Source organism: Arthrobacter sp. Z1-9 (assembly GCF_054792695.1).
Map to the genome: position 1 here is coordinate 3,609,974 of NZ_CP096456.1, position 17,334 is coordinate 3,627,307.

The window sequence follows — 17,334 nt, forward strand, 5'->3', positions numbered from 1 at the left end:
AGGCGTGTGGGAAAAGGCTACTGGGCGTCCGGGTGCCGCGCCGGAACCAGTTCCGTGATCAGGTTCTCGATGCGGGTCTTGATCTCATCGCGGATGGGGCGCACGGCGTCCACGCCCTGGCCGGCGGGATCCGCCAGCACCCAGTCCTCGTAGCGCTTCCCCGGGAAGTAGGGGCATTCGTCCCCGCAGCCCATGGTGATGACGACGTCGGATTCCTTCACGGCCTCGGTGGTGAGGATCTTGGGGATTTCGGCGGACATGTCGATGCCGAGCTCTGCCATGGCCTCGACGGCGGCGGGGTTCACTTTGTCCACGGGCTGTGATCCTGCCGAGCGGACCTCCACCGAACCCTTGGCCATGGTGGTGAGGAACGCGGCGGCCATCTGGGACCGGCCGGCATTGTGGACACAGACGAAGAGGACGGAGGGCTTCCTGGCTGCTGGGGTGGTCATCATGGCTCCTGCGGTTTCGTGGTTCAGGGGGTGGCGGAGGCGAAGTAGCGCCGCCGCGCCCAGAGTGCGGCGTATACAAGTGCAACAAGTGCGGGCACTTCAATCAAGGGGCCGACGACGCCGGCGAGCGCCTGCCCGGAGGTGACACCGAAGGTGCCAATCGCCACAGCGATGGCCAGTTCAAAGTTGTTGCCGGCGGCGGTGAACGCGAGGGTGGTGGTCTTGGCGTAGCCGAGGTCCAGCCACTTTCCCACCAGCATGCCGGCGCCAAAGACCACCACGAAGTACACCAGCAGCGGCAGCGCGATCCTGGCCACATCGAGCGGCCTGGAGGTGATGGTGCCGCCCTGGAGGGCGAACAGGAGCGTGATCGTGAAGAGCAGGCCGTAGAGTGCCCAGGGCCCGATCCTCGGCAGGAAAGTGCCCTCGTACCAGTCCCGGCCCCTGGCTTTCTCCCCGAGGGTCCTCGTGAGGAAGCCCGCGAGGAGCGGGATGCCGAGGAAAATCAGCACGGAGGCTGTGATGGCCCAGAAGGAGAAGTCCGCGCTGGTGGTGGGCAGGCCAAGCCAGGACGGCAGGAGCTGCAGGTAGAACCAGCCCAGGGCGCCGAATGCGAGCACCTGGAAGACGGAGTTGATGGCCACCAGCACTGCCGCAGCCTCGCGGTCCCCGCAGGCGAGATCGTTCCAGATCATCACCATGGCGATGCAGCGGGCCAGCCCCACGATAATCAGTCCCGTGCGGTACTCAGGAAGGTCGGCCAGGAAGATCCACGCCAGGACAAACATGAACGCCGGGGCAAGGAGCCAGTTGATCACCAGCGAAGAGACCAGGAGCTTCCTGTCCGCGACGACCCGGTGCGCCTGGTCGTAGCGGACCTTGGCCAGCACGGGGTACATCATCACCAGCAGGCCGACGGCGATGGGGAGCGAAACCTCGCCCACCTTCACGGCTTCCAGCGCGGTATTCAGGCCCGGGACGAGGCTGCCAAGAGCCAGGCCGAGCAGCATGGCGGCCACGATCCAGACGGGAAGGAACCGGTCCAGCGTGGAGAGCCTGCCAACGACGGCGGCCTCTCCGGGGGCGGACGGCGGCTGTTGCGTCTGGGTACTCACGGTGCTCCTGGCGTTTCAACTAAATTGATGGCTGTCGATATAGGAAGTATGGCCACCTATATCGACGGATGTCAATCTGTTGCATAATGGGGTGCATGACCTCCCTGCAGATTCTCGAACCCGAGGTGGATGCCTCCTGCTGCACACCGTCGCAGAAGCCGGCATTGAGCGCGAAAGAGGCCCAGCAGAGGGCATTGGTTTTCAAGGCGCTGGCCGATCCGAACCGGCTCCGCCTGCTGTCCATCGTCAAGGCGGGGGAATCCGGCGAAGCCTGCGTGTGTGACCTGACGGAGCCGCTGGACCTTGGCCAGCCCACGGTCTCGCACCACCTGAAAATCCTGGTGGACGCCGGCCTGCTGCACCGCGAAAAACGTGGCACCTGGGCCTACTATTCTCTTGTCCCCGGCGCGCTCGACGAGGCGGCCGGACTCCTGGCGACGCTGTGAAGCAGCAGTCTGCGGCGCAGGCCCAAGTGCGCGGTGCGGGCCCCGCGAAGTTGCCCCCTGCATCACTGAACGTGATCCCGGCGGCGCTGGTCTCGGCGTCGGGCTTTCTGTTGTTTGCCCGGGAGGACCGGGTCTCCGGCTTCCTTCTCCTGGCCGCCGCGCTGGTGCTGGCCGGACTGATCAGCCGCCGCCTGGCGATTGACCTGGCGTTGATTGCCGTAGGTCTGACGGCGATGAGCCTGGTCCCCATCACCACGGACATCAGCACCGAGCACATGGCCGTGATGGGCACCGCGATGATAGTGGCTGTCGGCATCCCTTACGCAGTTTCCCGGTTCGTCACCAAGGACCACGCCATCCGCTTCCCCGTCCGGACCGGCCAGCCGTGGACCCGCGCCGAAAAGTGGTACCTGCCGGCCGTCCTGGTGATCGGGTACGCCCTGATGCCCGTCTACATGATCCGGACGGGTGTCTACAACAACTGGCCGGCCGTCAGCGACCCGGAGGGCATCGCCCGACTTTTCCTGGGTACCAACGTGCTGGGGATCTGGGACGAGCTGTTCTTTATCTGCACGGCCTTTACGCTCCTGCGCCGGCACCTTCCCGACTGGCAGGCCAACCTCTTCCAGGCAGTGCTTTTCACGTCATTCCTCTGGGAACTGGGATTCCACTCCTGGGCGCCGTTCTTCATCTTCCCGTTTGCCCTGCTGCAGGCAAGGCTCTTTACGATCACCAAATCCCTGTCCTACATCGTCAGCGTCCACCTGCTGTTCGACTTCGTCCTGTTCCTGGTCCTCATCCACGCCCACAACCGCGAATGGATCAACATCTTCCTGTACTGAGGCCTTCTGCGGGGCCGGGACCTGCGGACTCTGGACGTCCGGGATGCGGGAGCCCATAGTGGGAGCGTGCAGACACCCGATCCTGAGCTTGAGGCCCTGCGGCAGCGCGCGGCCAGCGGTGATTCCGATGCCGTCGATGAACTGATTGAGCGGGCCGCCGAACGCGGTGACCTGGACGAACTCCGGCGGCTGGCCGGCTCAGGGAGCAGGGATGCGGCGGACCAGCTGGTCGAAACAGCCGCGGAGAAGGGCGACCTCGATGAGCTTCGCCGGCTGTCGGCCGGAGGCAACCGGGACGCCGCCGACGTGCTTGAGGAGCTTGAAGAGGAAGCCGACGGCGAGTAGCGCCCTACCCTTGCGTGGCCTGGCAGGGGGTTGACAGGGCCGGGCTTATGTCTAATGCTTAGACGAAAGTTTGTGCAGTGGCGCACACTCGATCGGAGCAGTCAATGAAAGACATGTACTTCCAGCCCAAGCACGCCGCAATTTCCCGCAGAAGCCTCCTCTTAGCCGGACTGGGAACGGCCATGTCGGCTCCCTTCCTGGCTTCGTGCGCAGGTTTCGACACGAGCGGCGCAGCCGCCGGCGAAGGGACTGTCGGCTTCTTGTCCACCCAGTTCACGCCGGTGGAGGAGAAGCAGCGGTATGAGGCAGTGCTGAAGAAGTTCGCGAAGGCACCCGTCGCCTATAACTCCGTGGACCCGGGCGTTTTCTCTTCCACCGTCAGCACCCAGGCTTCTGCCGGTAACGTCAAGACCTCCCTGCTTGGCGGCCTTCACGGCGAGCTTGCCCCGCTCGCAGAATCGCTTGAGGATGTGGACAACCTTCTCCGCGACCTGTCCGGCCGTGGCTTCACCAAAGAGATGCTCGAGCTGACGAAAGTGGGCGGCTCTACATCCCGCTACGTCCCCTGGATGCAGGCCACGTATGTGGTGGCCGTTAACAAGAAGGCCCTCGAATGGCTGCCCTCGGGCGTGGATGTCAACGATCTGACCTACGAGGGTTTCCTTGCGTGGGCGAAGGCGGCAAAACAGGGCGCCGGACGTCCCGTGTTTGGCATGCCGGCAGGCCCCAAAGGCCTGCACCACCGCTTCTACCAGGGCTTCCTGCTGCCAAGCTTCACCGGCGGCCAGATCACTACATTCCGGAACGAGGACGCCGCTACCGCCTGGACCTACATGCAGGAACTGTGGTCCGCCCTGACACCCGCGTCCACCAACTACGACAACATGCAGGAACCACTGGCACGTGGCGAAGTACTGGTGGGGTGGGACCACGTTGCGCGGTTGGTCGGCGCACCGGCCAACAACCCCGATGAGTGGTTGATGGTCCCCGCACCGCGAGGCCCCAAGGGCCGCGGTTACATGCTCATCATCGCCGGCCTCGCACTGCCGAAGAACGGCAAGGAAAGGGACTTGGCGGAGAAGGCCATCCGTGCCCTGTCCGAACCGTTGTCCCAGATTGAGACCCTGCGCAGCAACGCCTTCTTCCCGGTTGTCCAGACGGAACTCCCCTCCGACCTGACAGGTGCCATCGCACTGGAAGCGGCGGCAGTCCGGCGGCAACAACGATCAGAAGGTTCCCTCCTTGCCCTTCCCCCAGTAGGGCTGGGCGCGAAGGAAGGAGAAGTATCCCAGGTCTTCAAGAACTGCTTCCAGCAAATCTGCCTGGAGAACCGCCCTATCCAGCAGGTCCTTGATACCCAGGCGACACAGCTCAACACCATCCTGCAGGGCCTGAACGTTCCGTGCTGGGCGCCCGATCCGATCTCAACGAAGTGCGAGGTAGCGTAATGGCCGTAGAGGCACCACCCACTCCCGCCGGAACGCTGGCCCCGCCCCGCCGGCGGAAAATACCGCCCGCGGTCCTGCTGATCGCCCCCTCTGTGATCTTCATGGCGCTTCTCCTGGGTTGGCCCGTCATCCAGGGCATCCTCCAGGCTTTCCGCGATGAAAACGGCTTCACGCTGGACTTCGTCACGCGGATGGTCCAGGATCCCTACTTCTGGCCCGCCGTGCGCAACACGCTGCTGCTCATCGTGGTGATGATCCCGCTGCAGTTCGCGTTCGCGATCGGCATGGCCCTGATGCTCCGGACCAATCCCCGGCTGCACAAAGTTCACTTCTTCGTCTGGGCCATACCCCTGGCACTCAGCGACCTGGCAGCCGGACTTGTCTGGCTGGCCATCTTCAACGACCGCGGCTACCTGAACTCGGCCCTGTCATTGTTCGGCATCGAAGGCGGCGCCTGGCTGGCCTATGACAACCAGGCCAGCATGTTCATGTGCGTCCTGATCGCTGAACTCTGGCGGGCAACCTCGCTGGTGCTGATCATCGTGGTCGCCGGCCTCCAGGGCATTCCCAAGGACTACGACGAAGCCGCCCAGGTCTTCGGCGCCACGTTCTGGCAGCGGCTGCGGCACGTGACCCTGCCACTGTTGAAGCCCAGCCTCCAGGTAGCCCTCATTCTCCGGACAATCCTGGCCTTCCAAACCTTCGCGGTGGCACAGGCACTCACCGGACAGAACTTCCCGCTCGTGGTGGGCGAGACCTACCGCTGGTACACCGGCCTGCAAAACCCCAACGTTGCCGCTGCGCTGGCACTGGTCATCCTCGTCGTCTCGATGCTGACTTCGATCTTCTACCTGCGGGCACTCCGCGACAAGAACCAGGGAGGGCTCCGATGAGCACACCAGTGGACACAACCCCCATCGCCCGGCAGAAGCGCAACCGGTTCCTGCTGCAGGCCGCCTGCATCGCCGTCTCGCTTTTTATGCTGATCCCCATCTACCTGATCTCCCTGGCGGCGCTGTCCACGAGGGACTCCCTCAACCAGTTTCCGCTGTCGCTGCTGCCCACCAACCTGTCGGTGGAGACGCTCAACGCGTTCCTCGGGTCCACCGGCATTTTCGGGGCCCTGGGCAACTCGCTGATCGTTGGGCTGGGAACACTGCTCTTCGCCGCGATTATCGGCGTTCCCGCCGGGTATGCACTCGCGCGCTACAGCTTCAAAGGCAAAGACCCATATCAGCTGTTCCTGCTTTTCACCCGCGCCCTTCCCATTGTGGTCCTGTCTGTTCCGCTGGCCAGGCTCTTCCTGACGGTGGACATCTACGACACGACCTACGCCGTGATCCTGCTGCACACCGCGCTTGCCCTGCCCACCACCATCCTCATCTCCGCCAGCGTTTTCCTCAGCGTCCCCATTGACGTGGAGGAGGCAGCCCGGGTCCTTGGCTGCACCCCGTTCGGCGCGTTCGGAAGGGTGGTCCTGCCCATGGCACTGCCGGGCCTGGCTGCGGCGTCGATCTTTACGTTCGTTATGTCGTGGAACGAAGTCCTGGGCGCCTCCATCCTGACCCTGGACCACCGCACACTGCCGGCGCAGGTGCTCAGCTCGCTGTCCGACTCACCGCTCGCCTACCGGTTCGCCGGCGGCTTTGCCCTGGTCATCCCGTCCATCATCTTCATTGCGCTGATGCGCCGCTACCTCACCAACATGTGGGGCTCAACCATCCGCTAGGTCCGCCCGACCTATCACCGCACTTCAGAAGGAGCCGATCATGGCTGATATCCAGATCTCCAACCTCGTAAAGACCTATCCGGGCGGATCCGAACGGGCCACGGACGACGTGTCCCTGCAGATCCAGGACGGTGAATTCACCGTCCTGCTGGGCCCCTCCGGGTGCGGCAAAACGACCCTGCTGCGTATGATCGCCGGACTCGAACTGCCCGATTCGGGCTCGATCTCCATCGGCGGCCGCGACGTGACCTACCTGCCGCCGAACAAGCGCAACCTGTCCATGGTGTTCCAGTCCTACGCCGTATTCCCCCACCGCAAGGTCCGCTACAACATCGGTTTCGGGTTGCGCATGGCAAAAGTCCCCGCAGAAGAAATCGAACGAAAGGTCCAATGGGCAGCGGAGCTGCTGCAGCTTGGCCCGTACCTGGACCGGCTTCCCGCCAACCTGTCCGGCGGTCAGCGCCAACGCGTCGCGGTCGCCCGGGCCATCGTCATGGATGCCGACGTCCTGCTGATGGATGAGCCGCTGTCCAACCTGGACGCCCTGCTGCGTCTGACCTTCCGCTCGGAACTGAAAAAGATCGTCCAGGACCTGGGCACTACCACCGTCTACGTCACGCACGACCAAAGCGAGGCCCTGTCCTTGGGTGACCAGGTGGCCGTGATGCGCAAGGGCCGCATCGCCCAGCTCGGTGACCCGCTGGACGTCTACGACGCCCCGGCGGACCGCTTCGTAGGCGGATTCATTGGATCTCCGCCCATGAACTTCATGGACGCCGCAGTCAGCCACGACGGCGGCACCCTGGTCCTGGGCGAACAGCAGCTCATGGCGCCGTCCGTCCTCAAGTCCTTCGCCGGGAGGGACGTTCTGCTGGGCGTCCGCGCCGAAAACGTGACGGTCAGCAATGAGCGTTCCTCAGGCTACGTCGCGGCAACGGTCCTGGTAGTTGAACCCATGGGCTCAACCATCCTCCTGACAGTGGAGGTGGACGGCCACACCCTGAAGGTCCAGGCGCCGCCGACCTTCCGGACGGCGCCCCACAAAACGATCTGGCTGGGCTTTGCCCCGAACACCATGCGCGTTTACGACCGCGAAACCTCGATGGCACTGGAGGCCAATTGAACCCCGTCACGTCCGTTTCCATGGAAGAGTTGCGCAGCGCCGCCATTGAAGTCCTGCGCCTCAACGACCTCGGCACCATGACCAGCGCCGCACCAAACCTCTACCCGCACATGTGGAGCTGGGATGCGGCGTTCGTAGCCATCGGACTGGCCCGCACCAGCGTCCCACGCGCCGTCACCGAACTCCGGACCCTGCTCCAGGCCCAGTGGTCCACCGGAATGATCCCGCACATCGTGTTCAGCGACAACGACACCGGCTACTTTCCCGGCTTCGACCGCTGGGGAACGGCGAGCGCGGCAGCCCTGCCCGCAGGGGTGAAGAGCAGCGGAATCTGCCAGCCCCCGGTGCATGCAATCGCGCTTCGCCACATCGTTGACCGCGGCCGGGAAAACGGCGGCGCCGACCAGGTGGCGGCGGAAGCATTTCTTGCCGAGTCCTTTGACGGCTGGCTCGCGTGGCACCGTTGGCTCGCCGCGGTCCGGGACCCGGACGGCGTCGGCCTCATTGAAATCCACCACGGCTGGGAATCCGGCTTCGACAATTCCCCCCGCTGGGACGGCCCGTATGCACGGGTTGTGCCCGGTGACGTCGCTCCCTTCACGCGCCGCGACACCCTTCACGTGGCGGACGTCAGCGAACGGCCGGATGATGCCGAGTACACAAAGTACCTGTGGCTGGTCCAGCAGATGGCCGACGTGCAGTTCGACGACGACGCTGTCCGGAGCGTGGTCCACTTCCGGGTGCGCGACGTGTTCTTCTCCGCCATCATGGCGGCTTCCAGCGCAGTCCTGGCAGACCTTGCCGAGGAGATCGGAAGGGGCAAGGAAGCCGAGGAACTGCGGCTGATGGCGGCCCGGTTCCAGGCGGGAGTTGCGTCCACCGTTGATCCTTCGACAGGCCTGGCGAGGGACTACGACGTGCTGGCTGGACAGTGGATCGGCACCGAAACCGTCTCCGGATTCGCACCGCTGGTGTCCGGCGGAGACCCTGCCCTCCTGGCCGCCCAGCGCGAGTTGCTGCAGGGGCCGCGGTGGATGGGTTTCCCGGACCTCCGCTTCCCGCTGCCGCCGTCCACTTCTCCTGCAAGCGATGCCTTCAAACCCCGGACATACTGGCGGGGGCCGGTCTGGCCGTTCCTCAACCTCCTGCTTGGCTGGGCATCTGCCCGGGACGGCGAAGCCGGGCTCTATGGCCAGCTTCGATCGGCTTCGCTTCAACAGTTGGCTGACCTGCAGTTCGGGGAGTACTACGAACCCTTCACGGGCGAACCATTGGGCAGCCTCGCCCAGGCCTGGACCGCGGCTGCTGCCCTGGAATGGATGGGAGCCGGGAGTACACCAGGGCGCTCCGGAATCCACGAGAACCGCCAGTGACCGCAGTTCCGAGGGCATCTGCGGAATCCGCTGGTCGTGATCGTTGGGCTGGACATCGGCGGTTCGAAAACCCATGGTGTCAGGATAAACGGCGGCAGGGTCACCCGGAATGAGGTGGCCGGCAGTGCAAACGTGCAGAACGTTGACCAGGCCATTGCGGCTGCGAATGTCGGACACCTCATGTCTGCCCTTGGCGGCCTGGATGCTGACGAGGTCTATGTCGGGGCCGGTGGGATCGACACCAAGCAGGACGCGGCCAACCTCCGCAAGCTCATTTCCCCGCATGCTCCCCGAGCCAGCGTGGAAATTGTCCACGACACCAGGCTCATCCTGGCAGCAGCAGGCCAGGACGCAGGGATAGCAGTGATCGCCGGCACGGGCTCCGCCGTCTGGGGAACCAACGAGGCCGGTGACGAGGCCAGGAGCGGCGGCTGGGGTTACCTGCTCGGCGACGAAGGCAGCGGATACTGGTTCGGCCGGGAAGCTGTCCGCCATAGCCTCCGGCAGTTCAACCTCGGACTTGCGCCGGACGAGCTCACACGGTTGCTGCTGTCCGCTTGCGGGCTGGACCGGCCCGAACAGCTCATCAGCCACTTCCACACCAACCACGACCGGCGTTACTGGGCGCAGCGGTCCAGCGTGGTTTTCGAGGCGGCAGCCCACGGCCACGTGCTCAGTCAAGCCATCATCCGGGAAGGCGGATGGCATTTGGCGGACCAGGTCCTGCAGGTCGCCCGGCGCCTCGCCCTGGTTGGCCCGGTGGTTCTTGGCGGTGGCCTCGGGGTCCACCAGCCCGCGCTTGTGGACGCACTGAACGCCCACCTGGCCGGGGAAGGGCTGGCTGCCGCCAAGCCCCTCGCCGTCGAGCCGGTCTTCGGTGCCGTCCACCTTGCCGGCGCTTACCTCACAGCCGGGACCGGGCAGCCACTGGAGGGCCCTGAGCCGGTAAGGAAGTAGGCTTGTAGACCGGAGAAAGTGGGGCCACTGTGACGGTTGAAAGAATGCCTGCAAGTCTGGGCGGGGCAACCTCGCACGGCCACCTTCTGGAGCTGATTCGTTCGGGGGACGGATTGTCGCGCCAGCAACTGCTTTCAACCACCGGGATGTCGCGTGCCACCCTTTATGAGCGGCTGGATACCCTCACCCGCCGCGGCTACATCTACGAGGCCGAACCCCTCAGTTCCACGGGTGGCCGGCCTTCCCGGAAGATCCGCTTCGAGGACCGCGGGCGCATTGTCCTGGCGCTGACTCTCGGCCAGACACACGGCACCGTCAGCATCACGGACACCACCGGCCGCCAACTGCGTTCCGAGACCTTTGAACTGGAAATCAGCGCGCCGGCTGATTCAGTCCTGACTCCCTTGATCGAAGCAGGAGGGAAACTGTTGGAGCAGGGCGCTGATGAGACTTTGCTGGGTATCGGCGTCAGCCTTCCGGCACCAGTGGAAGCCGGTACCGGGCACGTGAAGCACCAGACCACCATCCCCGGATGGTCCCCCGACTCAGTGGTGCAGGCAGTCAAAGCGGCCTGGGACCTGCCTCTCGTTATTGAAAACGACGCCCGTGCCGCTGCCCTGGGTGAACGGGCCAGCGACGCTGAGACCGTTGTCTACGTCAAGGTCGGAACCGGAATTGGCTGCGGCATCGTGGTGGAGGGCTCCATCCTGCGGGGCGCCCATGGATCTGCCGGAGACATCGGCCATATCCGGATGTCCTCCGACGGCCCGCTCTGCCGCTGCGGCCGTCACGGGTGCCTGGCCGCCTACAGCTCAGGGCGTGCCCTCAGGAACAAGCTGAGCCATCTGGGGCTGACGAAGATCGATGACATCAGCGCAGCAGCAGGGACGGGAAACCCCGAGGTCCTGCAAGCCCTCAGCCATGCTGCGGACGTGCTTGGCCGGGCTCTGGCAGCCACCGTGACCACGCTCAACCCGGACCGCCTGGTCCTGGGTGGGCAGATCGGCGCCCTGCCCGGGTTCGTGGAAAAGGTGTCCTCCCGTGTCCTGACCGACGTGGTGGAGCGAATCGCCGATGGCATGGTGGTGGAGCCGGGCCATTCGGAGGACCTTGCCGCCTGCCACGGGCTCACTACCCTCGTCATGCGCAAAATCTTCGCTCCGGATGCTGTTGACCAGCTCTTTGCGGATGAAGCGGAGAGCGGCGCAGGGTAGCGACCACAGGGCATCCGGCAGGTCACCTGGCGGCCCGCATCACCTATTCCTCGCCGTTGTCTTCGGCTTCCAGGTACTTCGCCATGGCTTCGCAGGCCTGTTTCCAGCGGCCGTTCAGCGCGTGCCGGTTCAACGGCGAGAACATGCCGTCGAGGACTTTTTCCACTGCGTCGTATGCGGCGTCCCGTGCCCGTTCCTGCGCCGCCGGGCTGTAGTAGTTCATGCCAGTAATTCGTTGTGGGAGTGGACCCGGATGGCGGAGAACCGATGGCTTTAGCCGGCAGGCCGGAGCGAGGTGATCATCCGCTTGATGTTCTGGTATTCGGCGGTGTCCATGTACTTGCGGGCCTGATCCAGATACGGCAGGGACTCCGCACCGGGCGTGACGTTGTTCTCCGGGTTGAAGAACGCGCCGAACATCGCGGCAGTGGGCGGCCAGGTGAAGAAGTGGAAGATCGGGCAGGCTGAATCACCGGCGGGAGCTTCAACGGTGGTGATGCCGTAGGCGGCAGCCGGGGTGTCGGCTGGGCCGGGAGCTGTGGCATCCCCGCGGGTTTCAAACACGTACCGCGGAACGTCGCCGTTCTGGGCCAGGGCCGGAAGCTCCTGCGACTCGAACTCGGCGAAGGGATATTTCTCCAGGCAGGTGGAACCGGTGGCCATGTTGGTGCGGAGGGTTGCCAGGGGCCTTCCGGCCGCGTTCGTGACCTCCGCGAATGCCCCGCCGCCTTCCGGGAGCTCCCCTGCCGGATCGCGTACGCTCCACGCCCCCGGAAGATCGAACGTGAGCTGCCCGTCCGCCGTCGTAAAGGTTTTCCAGGCCGTCCCCGTGGCGGTGGGCTTTGTGGTTGCCGTCGCCGTCGTGGTGGGCGGGGCGGCCGGCGGCGTCGAAGCGGCGGAAGAGGCAGCGGCAGTGGACGTGGCGGCGGCGGTGGTGGTCGCGGCCGGGGTGGTGGCGGTGGGTGGCCCTGCCTGCGGGCCGCAACCGGCCAGCACAACAGCGACCAGAGTCATTGCGGGGAGCAGCCCGTCGGACCTGCGCATTTCACCCTCCCGGGGCTAGGAAAACCTGTCCTCCCATTGTGGAACCGCCTCCAGGTTTCGGACCGGGAACGTGAGGGATTGGCGCCGAACCGTTGCGGCGAATAACAGAAACGCTTTTCAACCTTAAAGCACGACGGCGGCCCGCCCCCTGGGGAGCCGGCCGCCGTCGAACGCATTCTGTTATCAGAGGGTGGCGGTATCGATCACGAAGCGGTAGCGCACGTCCGAGGCGAGGACCCGCTCATAAGCGTCGTTGATCTTCTCAGCGGGGATGACCTCGATCTCCGCACCGATGCCGTGTTCGGCGCAGAAGTCCAGCATCTCCTGGGTTTCGCGGATGCCGCCGATCATGGAACCTGCGAAGGAGCGGCGGCCCATGATGAGGGCGAACGCGTTGACCGGGAGCGGTTCCGCGGGGGCGCCAACGTTGACCAGTGCGCCGTCCAGGGTGAGCAGCTGCAGGTAGGAGCTGATGTCGATCGAGGCGCTGACGGTGTTGATGATCAGGTCAAACGTGCCGGCGAGCTTTTCGAAGGTGGCCGGATCGCTGGTGGCGTAGTAGCTGCCGGCGCCCAGGCGCAGCCCGTCTTCCTGCTTCTTCAGCGACTGGGACAGGACGGTTACCTCTGCACCCATGGCCGCGGCGAGCTTGACGGCCATGTGGCCGAGGCCGCCGAGGCCAACGACGGCAACCTTCTTGCCCGGGCCGGCGCCCCAGTGGCGCAGCGGGGAGAAGGTGGTGATGCCGGCGCAGAGCAGCGGGGCGGCGGCGTCGAGCTCGATGCCTTCGGGGATCCGGACCACGAAGTCTTCGGTCACGACGACGTGGCTTGAGTAGCCGCCCTGAGTGATGGTTCCGTCGCGGTCCACGGCGCCATAAGTGCCGACGTTCCCGGCCAGGCAGTACTGCTCTTCGCCCTTCAGGCAGTTGGCGCATTCGCGGCAGGAGTTGACCATGCAGCCGACACCCACGCGGTCACCTACGGCGTGCTTAGTGACGGCGGAGCCGACTTCGGTGACAACACCGGCGATCTCGTGCCCGGGAACCAGCGGGTACTGCTGCGGGCCCCAGTCGCCGCGGACGGTGTGGATGTCCGAGTGGCAAATGCCGGCGAACTTGATCTCGATCAGGACGTCGTGGGGGCCAACTTCGCGGCGTTCGATGGTGGTGGCGAAGAGGTCCTCTGTGGCGGACGGGGATGCATAGGCCTTGACGGTGGTCATGGTTCTCCTGTGGTTTTTGGGGGTTAACGAAATGCTACAGGGTCGATTAACATCAAACCCCGCGGTAGGGAGGCGTAGCGAGGGCCCTGCTGAAACGGGTTATGGCAGAACCCCTTTAGCGGGTCTCGTACCCGTCGTCGATGATGTGCTTCGCAGGGGAACGTGCCGTGCGCGGGTGGGCCAGGACAAGGAGTCCGAACAGGGAAAGCAGCGCTCCGCCGATCATAAGCGACGCCATGGGCACCGCCGTGTCCGAGCCGCCGAGGCCGGCAATCGGCGCGACGACGCCTGCCGTGGTCCACTGGACGAGTCCCAGGACCGCTGAGCTGGTGCCCGGGTGCTCCGGTACTTCCGCGGAGGCAAGGGCGCCGCCGTTGGTGTTGATCAGGCCCTGGGCCACCATGAGGGCGAAGAAGCTGCCCATCGCCACCAGCAGCGGGGTGGCCCACCACAAGGCTCCGGCCAGCATTGCCACCCCGGCGGCAAGGGCGATGATCTGGCCCACGAAGATGACCTTCCGGGTGGGTACGCGGCCCGCGAGCCGCGCCGAGACCAGCGCAGCAATGGTCATGCCGCCTGCGTTCTCGGCAAACACGACGGAGTACATCACCGGCGAGAGCCCGTTCATGTTCTGCAGGATGAACGCGGACGTGGCCACGTAGGCGAACAGGGCGATGAAGGCCGACGACGCCACCACCACGTAGCCAACGAACCGGCGGTTGGAGAGCACCGCCTTCGCCGCGCGGCCGAATTCCCCCAGCCCGCCTGCGTGCCGCTTTTCCGGCGGCATCGACTCCGGAACGATGAACAGCGCACAGAGGGTCATCAGGATGCCGAGGGCGGCAAGTAACCAGAAGGTCATCCGCCACCCGGTCAGCTGGAGGATGACGGCTCCGAGCAGGGGGCTGATGATGGGGGCCACGCCGCCGATGCCCATTACAAGGTTCAGGACCCGGACCAGCTGCGGGCCGCGGGCCAGGTCCACGATGACGGCCCGCCCGATGACCATGGCCCAGCCGCCGCCGAAGCCCTGCAGGAACCGTGCCAGCATCAGGATCCCAACGTCCGGTGCCACGGCGGAGGCCACGGAAGCGACCGTCATCAGCAGAGTGCCCGCAACGAGCGGCAGCCGCCGGCCGCGCTGATCGCTGAAGGGCCCGCCCACGAGTTGTCCGAGCCCCATTCCGGCGAAGAATGTGGTCAGCGTCAACTGCACAGCGGACGCGGTGGTGCCGAACTCCTCGGACACCCGGGGGAAGGCCGGAACGTACATGTCGGTAGCCAGCGGGGCCACGGCGGTCAGGAAGATAACCGTGGCAACCAGCGTGGCCGGGACGGCGCCGGCCGATGGCGCGCTTGTTGCTGTCGGCAGCATGGGTTGGTGCTCCAGCTCGTTGATGGCTAAAAGGGGTTGTTTCCATGAGACCTGCCGGCGGCAGGCGTAGCGAGGGCCCTGCTGAAACCGGTTATGGCAGACCCTCCTTAGCGTTTACCTTTTCGTCGTAACGTGTCCGTATGGATAACCGAGCCGAGGTCCGGCAGTTTCTGTCCACCCGCCGGGGGCGCATTACCCCGGAGCAGGCCGGCATCGAACCCTACGGCGGCCGGCGCCGGGTGCCGGGACTGCGCAGGGAAGAAGTAGCCCGCCTTGCCGGGGTCAGTGTGGACTACTACACCCGCCTGGAACGCGGCAACCTGACCGGCGTCTCTGACAGTGTCCTTGACGCCATAGCCCAGGCACTGGAGTTGGACCGCGCTGAGCATGACCACCTGTACGACCTCGCCCGGGCGGCCAACACCTCGGGCCGCAAGCGTGCTGCGAGCGCGGCGGGTTCCGTCCCGTCCGGGGTGCGGCCGGAGCTGCAGTACCTCCTGGACACCATCACCGGGGCGCCGGCCTTCATTGGCAACAACCGGATGGACATCGTGGCCGCCAACGCCCTGGGCTACGCGCTGTACTCCGACATGTACCGCGGCACGGCACGGCCGGCGAACCATTCACGGTTCATCTTCCTGGACCCCCGCGCCCACGACTTCTACACGGACTGGGACCGGGCAGCCAACGTCAATGTCGCCATCCTGCGGCGCGAAGCAGGCCGCAGCCCGCACGACAAGGGCATTGCCGAGCTGATCGGCGAGCTCTCCATGCGCAGTGACGAATTCCGTACGCGCTGGGCTGCGCACAACGTCCGCCGCCATTACGCCGGCACAAAGTTCTTCAAGCACCCCGTGGTGGGACTCCTCGAGCTGAACTATCAGGTCCTGGGACTGGAAGAGGATCCCGGCCATACCCTGACGGTCTACCCCGCCACACCGGGCAGCGCCTCCGAGGAAGCCCTCAAACTCCTCGCCTCGTGGGCCGCGACAGAGAACATCATCGAATCAGCCCAAGCCTCCGCCAGGAGCTAACGTCAGGGACTGGAAGCCTCTACTCCCCTGGCGCCCGTCCCTAGGAAAGGGGAACGGCGAGGATCCGGTCATCGCCGGGCCGTGGATCACCGCGGCCGTCGGTGTTGTTTGTCATGAACCACAGCTGCCCGTCCGGGGAAAGTGCCACGTCCCGGATGCGGCCGTACTCGCGGCTGTAGTGGTCGGTGAACGTGGTGGGGTCCGAGACGGGCACGGACCGCAGAACCTGTCCCCGGAGGTTGGCGATAAACAGGGTGCCGCCTGCCTGGGCCATACCGCTGGGGCTCGCCGCGCCGGGCTGCCATTGCTGCACGGGGTCCACGAAACCTTCCCGGCCCGCAATCCCCTCCACCGTGGGCCAGCCGTAGTTGGCGCCGGGCCTAATAACGTTCAGCTCATCCCAGGTGTTTTGCCCGAATTCCGTGGCGAACAGCGTTCCGTCGTCCGCCCATGCCAGGCCCTGCGGGTTCCGGTGCCCGTAGCTGTACGTGAGGGAGCCGGGGAAGGGGTTGTCGGCCGGGGCATCACCGTCGGGAGTCATGCGCAGGATCTTGCCGGCAAGGGAGCCCGGGTCCTGCGCGCTGTCGCGCTGCTGCGCGTCCCCGGCCGTTACGTAGAGCATGCCGTCCGGACCAAAGGCAATCCGGCCGCCGTCGTGGGTACTCGCAGCCGGAATCCCTGACAGCAGTGTGTCCGGCTGCCCAAGCGAGAGAGAGCCAGGCGCGCCGGTCACGGCAAAACGTTGGACCCGGTTGCCGTCCGAACCCGTCGAATAGACGTACAGGTCGCCGCCGCTGCCCACCGCGAGGCCCAGCAGGCCTGACTCGCCCCGGTCAGCAACGCCCTCAACCGTGCCGATGGGCCGCGAGGAGCCGTCCGGCGCGAGTTCGAGAATGCGCGCGCTGTTCCGCTCACTGACCAGCGGCGTTCCGTCCCGGAACACCACGGACCATGGCGCGGCAAGGCCGGTTGCGACAGGTTGCGGCGTTCCGGCGATGGTTGCCGGTGCTGTCCGGGCCGGTTCGCTGCCTGTGGCGGTGGCGGCCGGGGCGGAAGTCACCGGGGCCGAGGACGCCGGGGCAGGGAACGTCGACAGAGGTGCCGAAGACGGCGGGGCCGCGGTGCAGCCTGCCAGCAGAACACCCATCAACATGACAGCCGCGGTAAGGGTCCGATGGCGCATACGCTTCTCCAATCAATCACGGTGCCCGGGACAGTGTTCCTTCCAGTCACATTAACCTGCGTTGCGGACCATGGCGTCCCGTTGCCCGGTTTGTCCTCCTCATGGCCCCATAAGTAGCGCCGTTTCCTCCCGTTTCGCTTCCGTTGCGCGGTGCTGGCCAAGCCCCCGATGGCCGTGCTTAGGTGTTTCCAGAGCCCACGCCGGGCCACACGAACAGCGCTGCGACACGCCGGAACGAACAGGAGGACCAGGTGCCGAAAACAACCAGCTGCCCGCCAAAACACCACACCTCCCGTCCGTTCTGTTGCCGCATAGAACGAATGTGCAGCATGCGCAGCCGCGGTTCCGCCGTCTAGCCTCCGGCAGCTGCCCGCGGGCAGCGAGCACCAATCCCTTTCTTTCCGCCCCTGAAGGGCCAGCTCCGCTGTGC

Annotated in this window: 18 protein-coding genes; 11 read left to right on the forward strand and 7 right to left on the reverse strand. The window is 65.5% G+C overall.

Annotation, left to right across the window (positions count from 1 at the left end; translation table 11 throughout):
- Positions 1-17 precede the first annotated feature (17 nt).
- Both M1D93_RS16785 and arsB read right to left on the reverse strand, forming a co-directional pair.
- Positions 18-452: an arsenate reductase ArsC gene (locus M1D93_RS16785; protein ID WP_461175052.1), complete on the reverse strand. Its 435-nt coding sequence runs from the start codon at positions 450-452 to the stop codon at positions 18-20.
- A 23-nt stretch (positions 453-475) separates the two neighbouring features.
- Positions 476-1,567: an ACR3 family arsenite efflux transporter gene (arsB, locus tag M1D93_RS16790; protein ID WP_461172593.1), complete on the reverse strand. Its 1,092-nt coding sequence runs from the start codon at positions 1,565-1,567 to the stop codon at positions 476-478.
- Between the two features lie 95 nt (positions 1,568-1,662).
- On the opposite strand from arsB, the gene M1D93_RS16795 reads away from it, so the two are divergent.
- From M1D93_RS16795 to M1D93_RS16840, 10 genes are all read left to right on the forward strand, one after another.
- On the forward strand, positions 1,663-2,013 hold the full coding sequence (locus M1D93_RS16795) for an ArsR/SmtB family transcription factor (RefSeq protein WP_461172594.1): 351 nt from the start codon (positions 1,663-1,665) through the stop codon (positions 2,011-2,013).
- Positions 2,014-2,084: 71 nt separating this feature from the next.
- The gene (locus M1D93_RS16800) at positions 2,085-2,855 is read left to right on the forward strand and encodes a CPBP family glutamic-type intramembrane protease (RefSeq protein ID WP_461175053.1); all 771 of its coding nucleotides are present in this window, start codon (positions 2,085-2,087) and stop codon (positions 2,853-2,855) included.
- 66 nt (positions 2,856-2,921) lie between these two features.
- The gene (locus M1D93_RS16805) at positions 2,922-3,200 is read left to right on the forward strand and encodes a hypothetical protein (protein ID WP_461172595.1); all 279 of its coding nucleotides are present in this window, start codon (positions 2,922-2,924) and stop codon (positions 3,198-3,200) included.
- A gap of 104 nt (positions 3,201-3,304) precedes the next feature.
- Positions 3,305-4,648 carry an ABC transporter substrate-binding protein gene (locus M1D93_RS16810; RefSeq protein ID WP_461172596.1) on the forward strand — a complete coding sequence of 448 codons (1,344 nt, stop codon included), beginning with the start codon at positions 3,305-3,307 and terminating at the stop codon, positions 4,646-4,648.
- Positions 4,648-5,541 carry a carbohydrate ABC transporter permease gene (locus M1D93_RS16815; RefSeq protein ID WP_461172597.1) on the forward strand — a complete coding sequence of 298 codons (894 nt, stop codon included), beginning with the start codon at positions 4,648-4,650 and terminating at the stop codon, positions 5,539-5,541. The genes M1D93_RS16810 and M1D93_RS16815 overlap by 1 nt, the downstream gene beginning before the upstream one ends.
- Positions 5,538-6,377, forward strand: coding sequence for a carbohydrate ABC transporter permease (locus tag M1D93_RS16820; protein WP_461172598.1), 840 nt, complete (start codon positions 5,538-5,540; stop codon positions 6,375-6,377). The genes M1D93_RS16815 and M1D93_RS16820 overlap by 4 nt, the downstream gene beginning before the upstream one ends.
- A gap of 40 nt (positions 6,378-6,417) precedes the next feature.
- Positions 6,418-7,500, forward strand: coding sequence for an ABC transporter ATP-binding protein (locus tag M1D93_RS16825; RefSeq protein ID WP_461172599.1), 1,083 nt, complete (start codon positions 6,418-6,420; stop codon positions 7,498-7,500).
- Positions 7,497-8,873, forward strand: a complete 1,377-nt coding sequence (gene ggh, locus M1D93_RS16830; protein WP_461172600.1) for a glucosylglycerate hydrolase — start codon at positions 7,497-7,499, stop codon at positions 8,871-8,873. Before M1D93_RS16825 ends, ggh begins: the two co-directional genes overlap by 4 nt.
- Before the next feature lie 36 nt (positions 8,874-8,909).
- Complete coding sequence (locus M1D93_RS16835) at positions 8,910-9,830, forward strand: N-acetylglucosamine kinase (protein WP_461172601.1); 921 nt, start codon at positions 8,910-8,912, stop codon at positions 9,828-9,830.
- 44 nt (positions 9,831-9,874) lie between these two features.
- Positions 9,875-11,044, forward strand: a complete 1,170-nt coding sequence (locus tag M1D93_RS16840; protein WP_461172602.1) for an ROK family protein — start codon at positions 9,875-9,877, stop codon at positions 11,042-11,044.
- A gap of 43 nt (positions 11,045-11,087) precedes the next feature.
- On the opposite strand, the gene M1D93_RS16845 is transcribed toward M1D93_RS16840, so the two are convergent.
- The 4 genes from M1D93_RS16845 to M1D93_RS16860 form a co-directional block, all read right to left on the reverse strand.
- On the reverse strand, positions 11,088-11,267 hold the full coding sequence (locus M1D93_RS16845; RefSeq protein ID WP_461172603.1) for a hypothetical protein: 180 nt from the start codon (positions 11,265-11,267) through the stop codon (positions 11,088-11,090).
- A gap of 50 nt (positions 11,268-11,317) precedes the next feature.
- A complete protein-coding gene (locus tag M1D93_RS16850; protein WP_461172604.1) occupies positions 11,318-12,088 on the reverse strand; it encodes a hypothetical protein in 771 nt (256 codons plus the stop codon).
- Between the two features lie 183 nt (positions 12,089-12,271).
- Positions 12,272-13,312: an NAD(P)-dependent alcohol dehydrogenase gene (locus M1D93_RS16855; protein WP_461172605.1), complete on the reverse strand. Its 1,041-nt coding sequence runs from the start codon at positions 13,310-13,312 to the stop codon at positions 12,272-12,274.
- A 115-nt stretch (positions 13,313-13,427) separates the two neighbouring features.
- A complete protein-coding gene (locus M1D93_RS16860) occupies positions 13,428-14,687 on the reverse strand; it encodes a multidrug effflux MFS transporter (protein ID WP_461172606.1) in 1,260 nt (419 codons plus the stop codon).
- A 140-nt stretch (positions 14,688-14,827) separates the two neighbouring features.
- On the opposite strand from M1D93_RS16860, the gene M1D93_RS16865 reads away from it, so the two are divergent.
- Positions 14,828-15,721, forward strand: a complete 894-nt coding sequence (locus M1D93_RS16865; protein ID WP_461172607.1) for a helix-turn-helix transcriptional regulator — start codon at positions 14,828-14,830, stop codon at positions 15,719-15,721.
- A 40-nt stretch (positions 15,722-15,761) separates the two neighbouring features.
- Here the strand turns inward: M1D93_RS16865 and M1D93_RS16870 are convergent, their stop codons facing one another.
- The gene (locus tag M1D93_RS16870) at positions 15,762-16,904 is read right to left on the reverse strand and encodes a PQQ-dependent sugar dehydrogenase (RefSeq protein WP_461172608.1); all 1,143 of its coding nucleotides are present in this window, start codon (positions 16,902-16,904) and stop codon (positions 15,762-15,764) included.
- Positions 16,905-17,334: the final 430 nt, after the last annotated feature.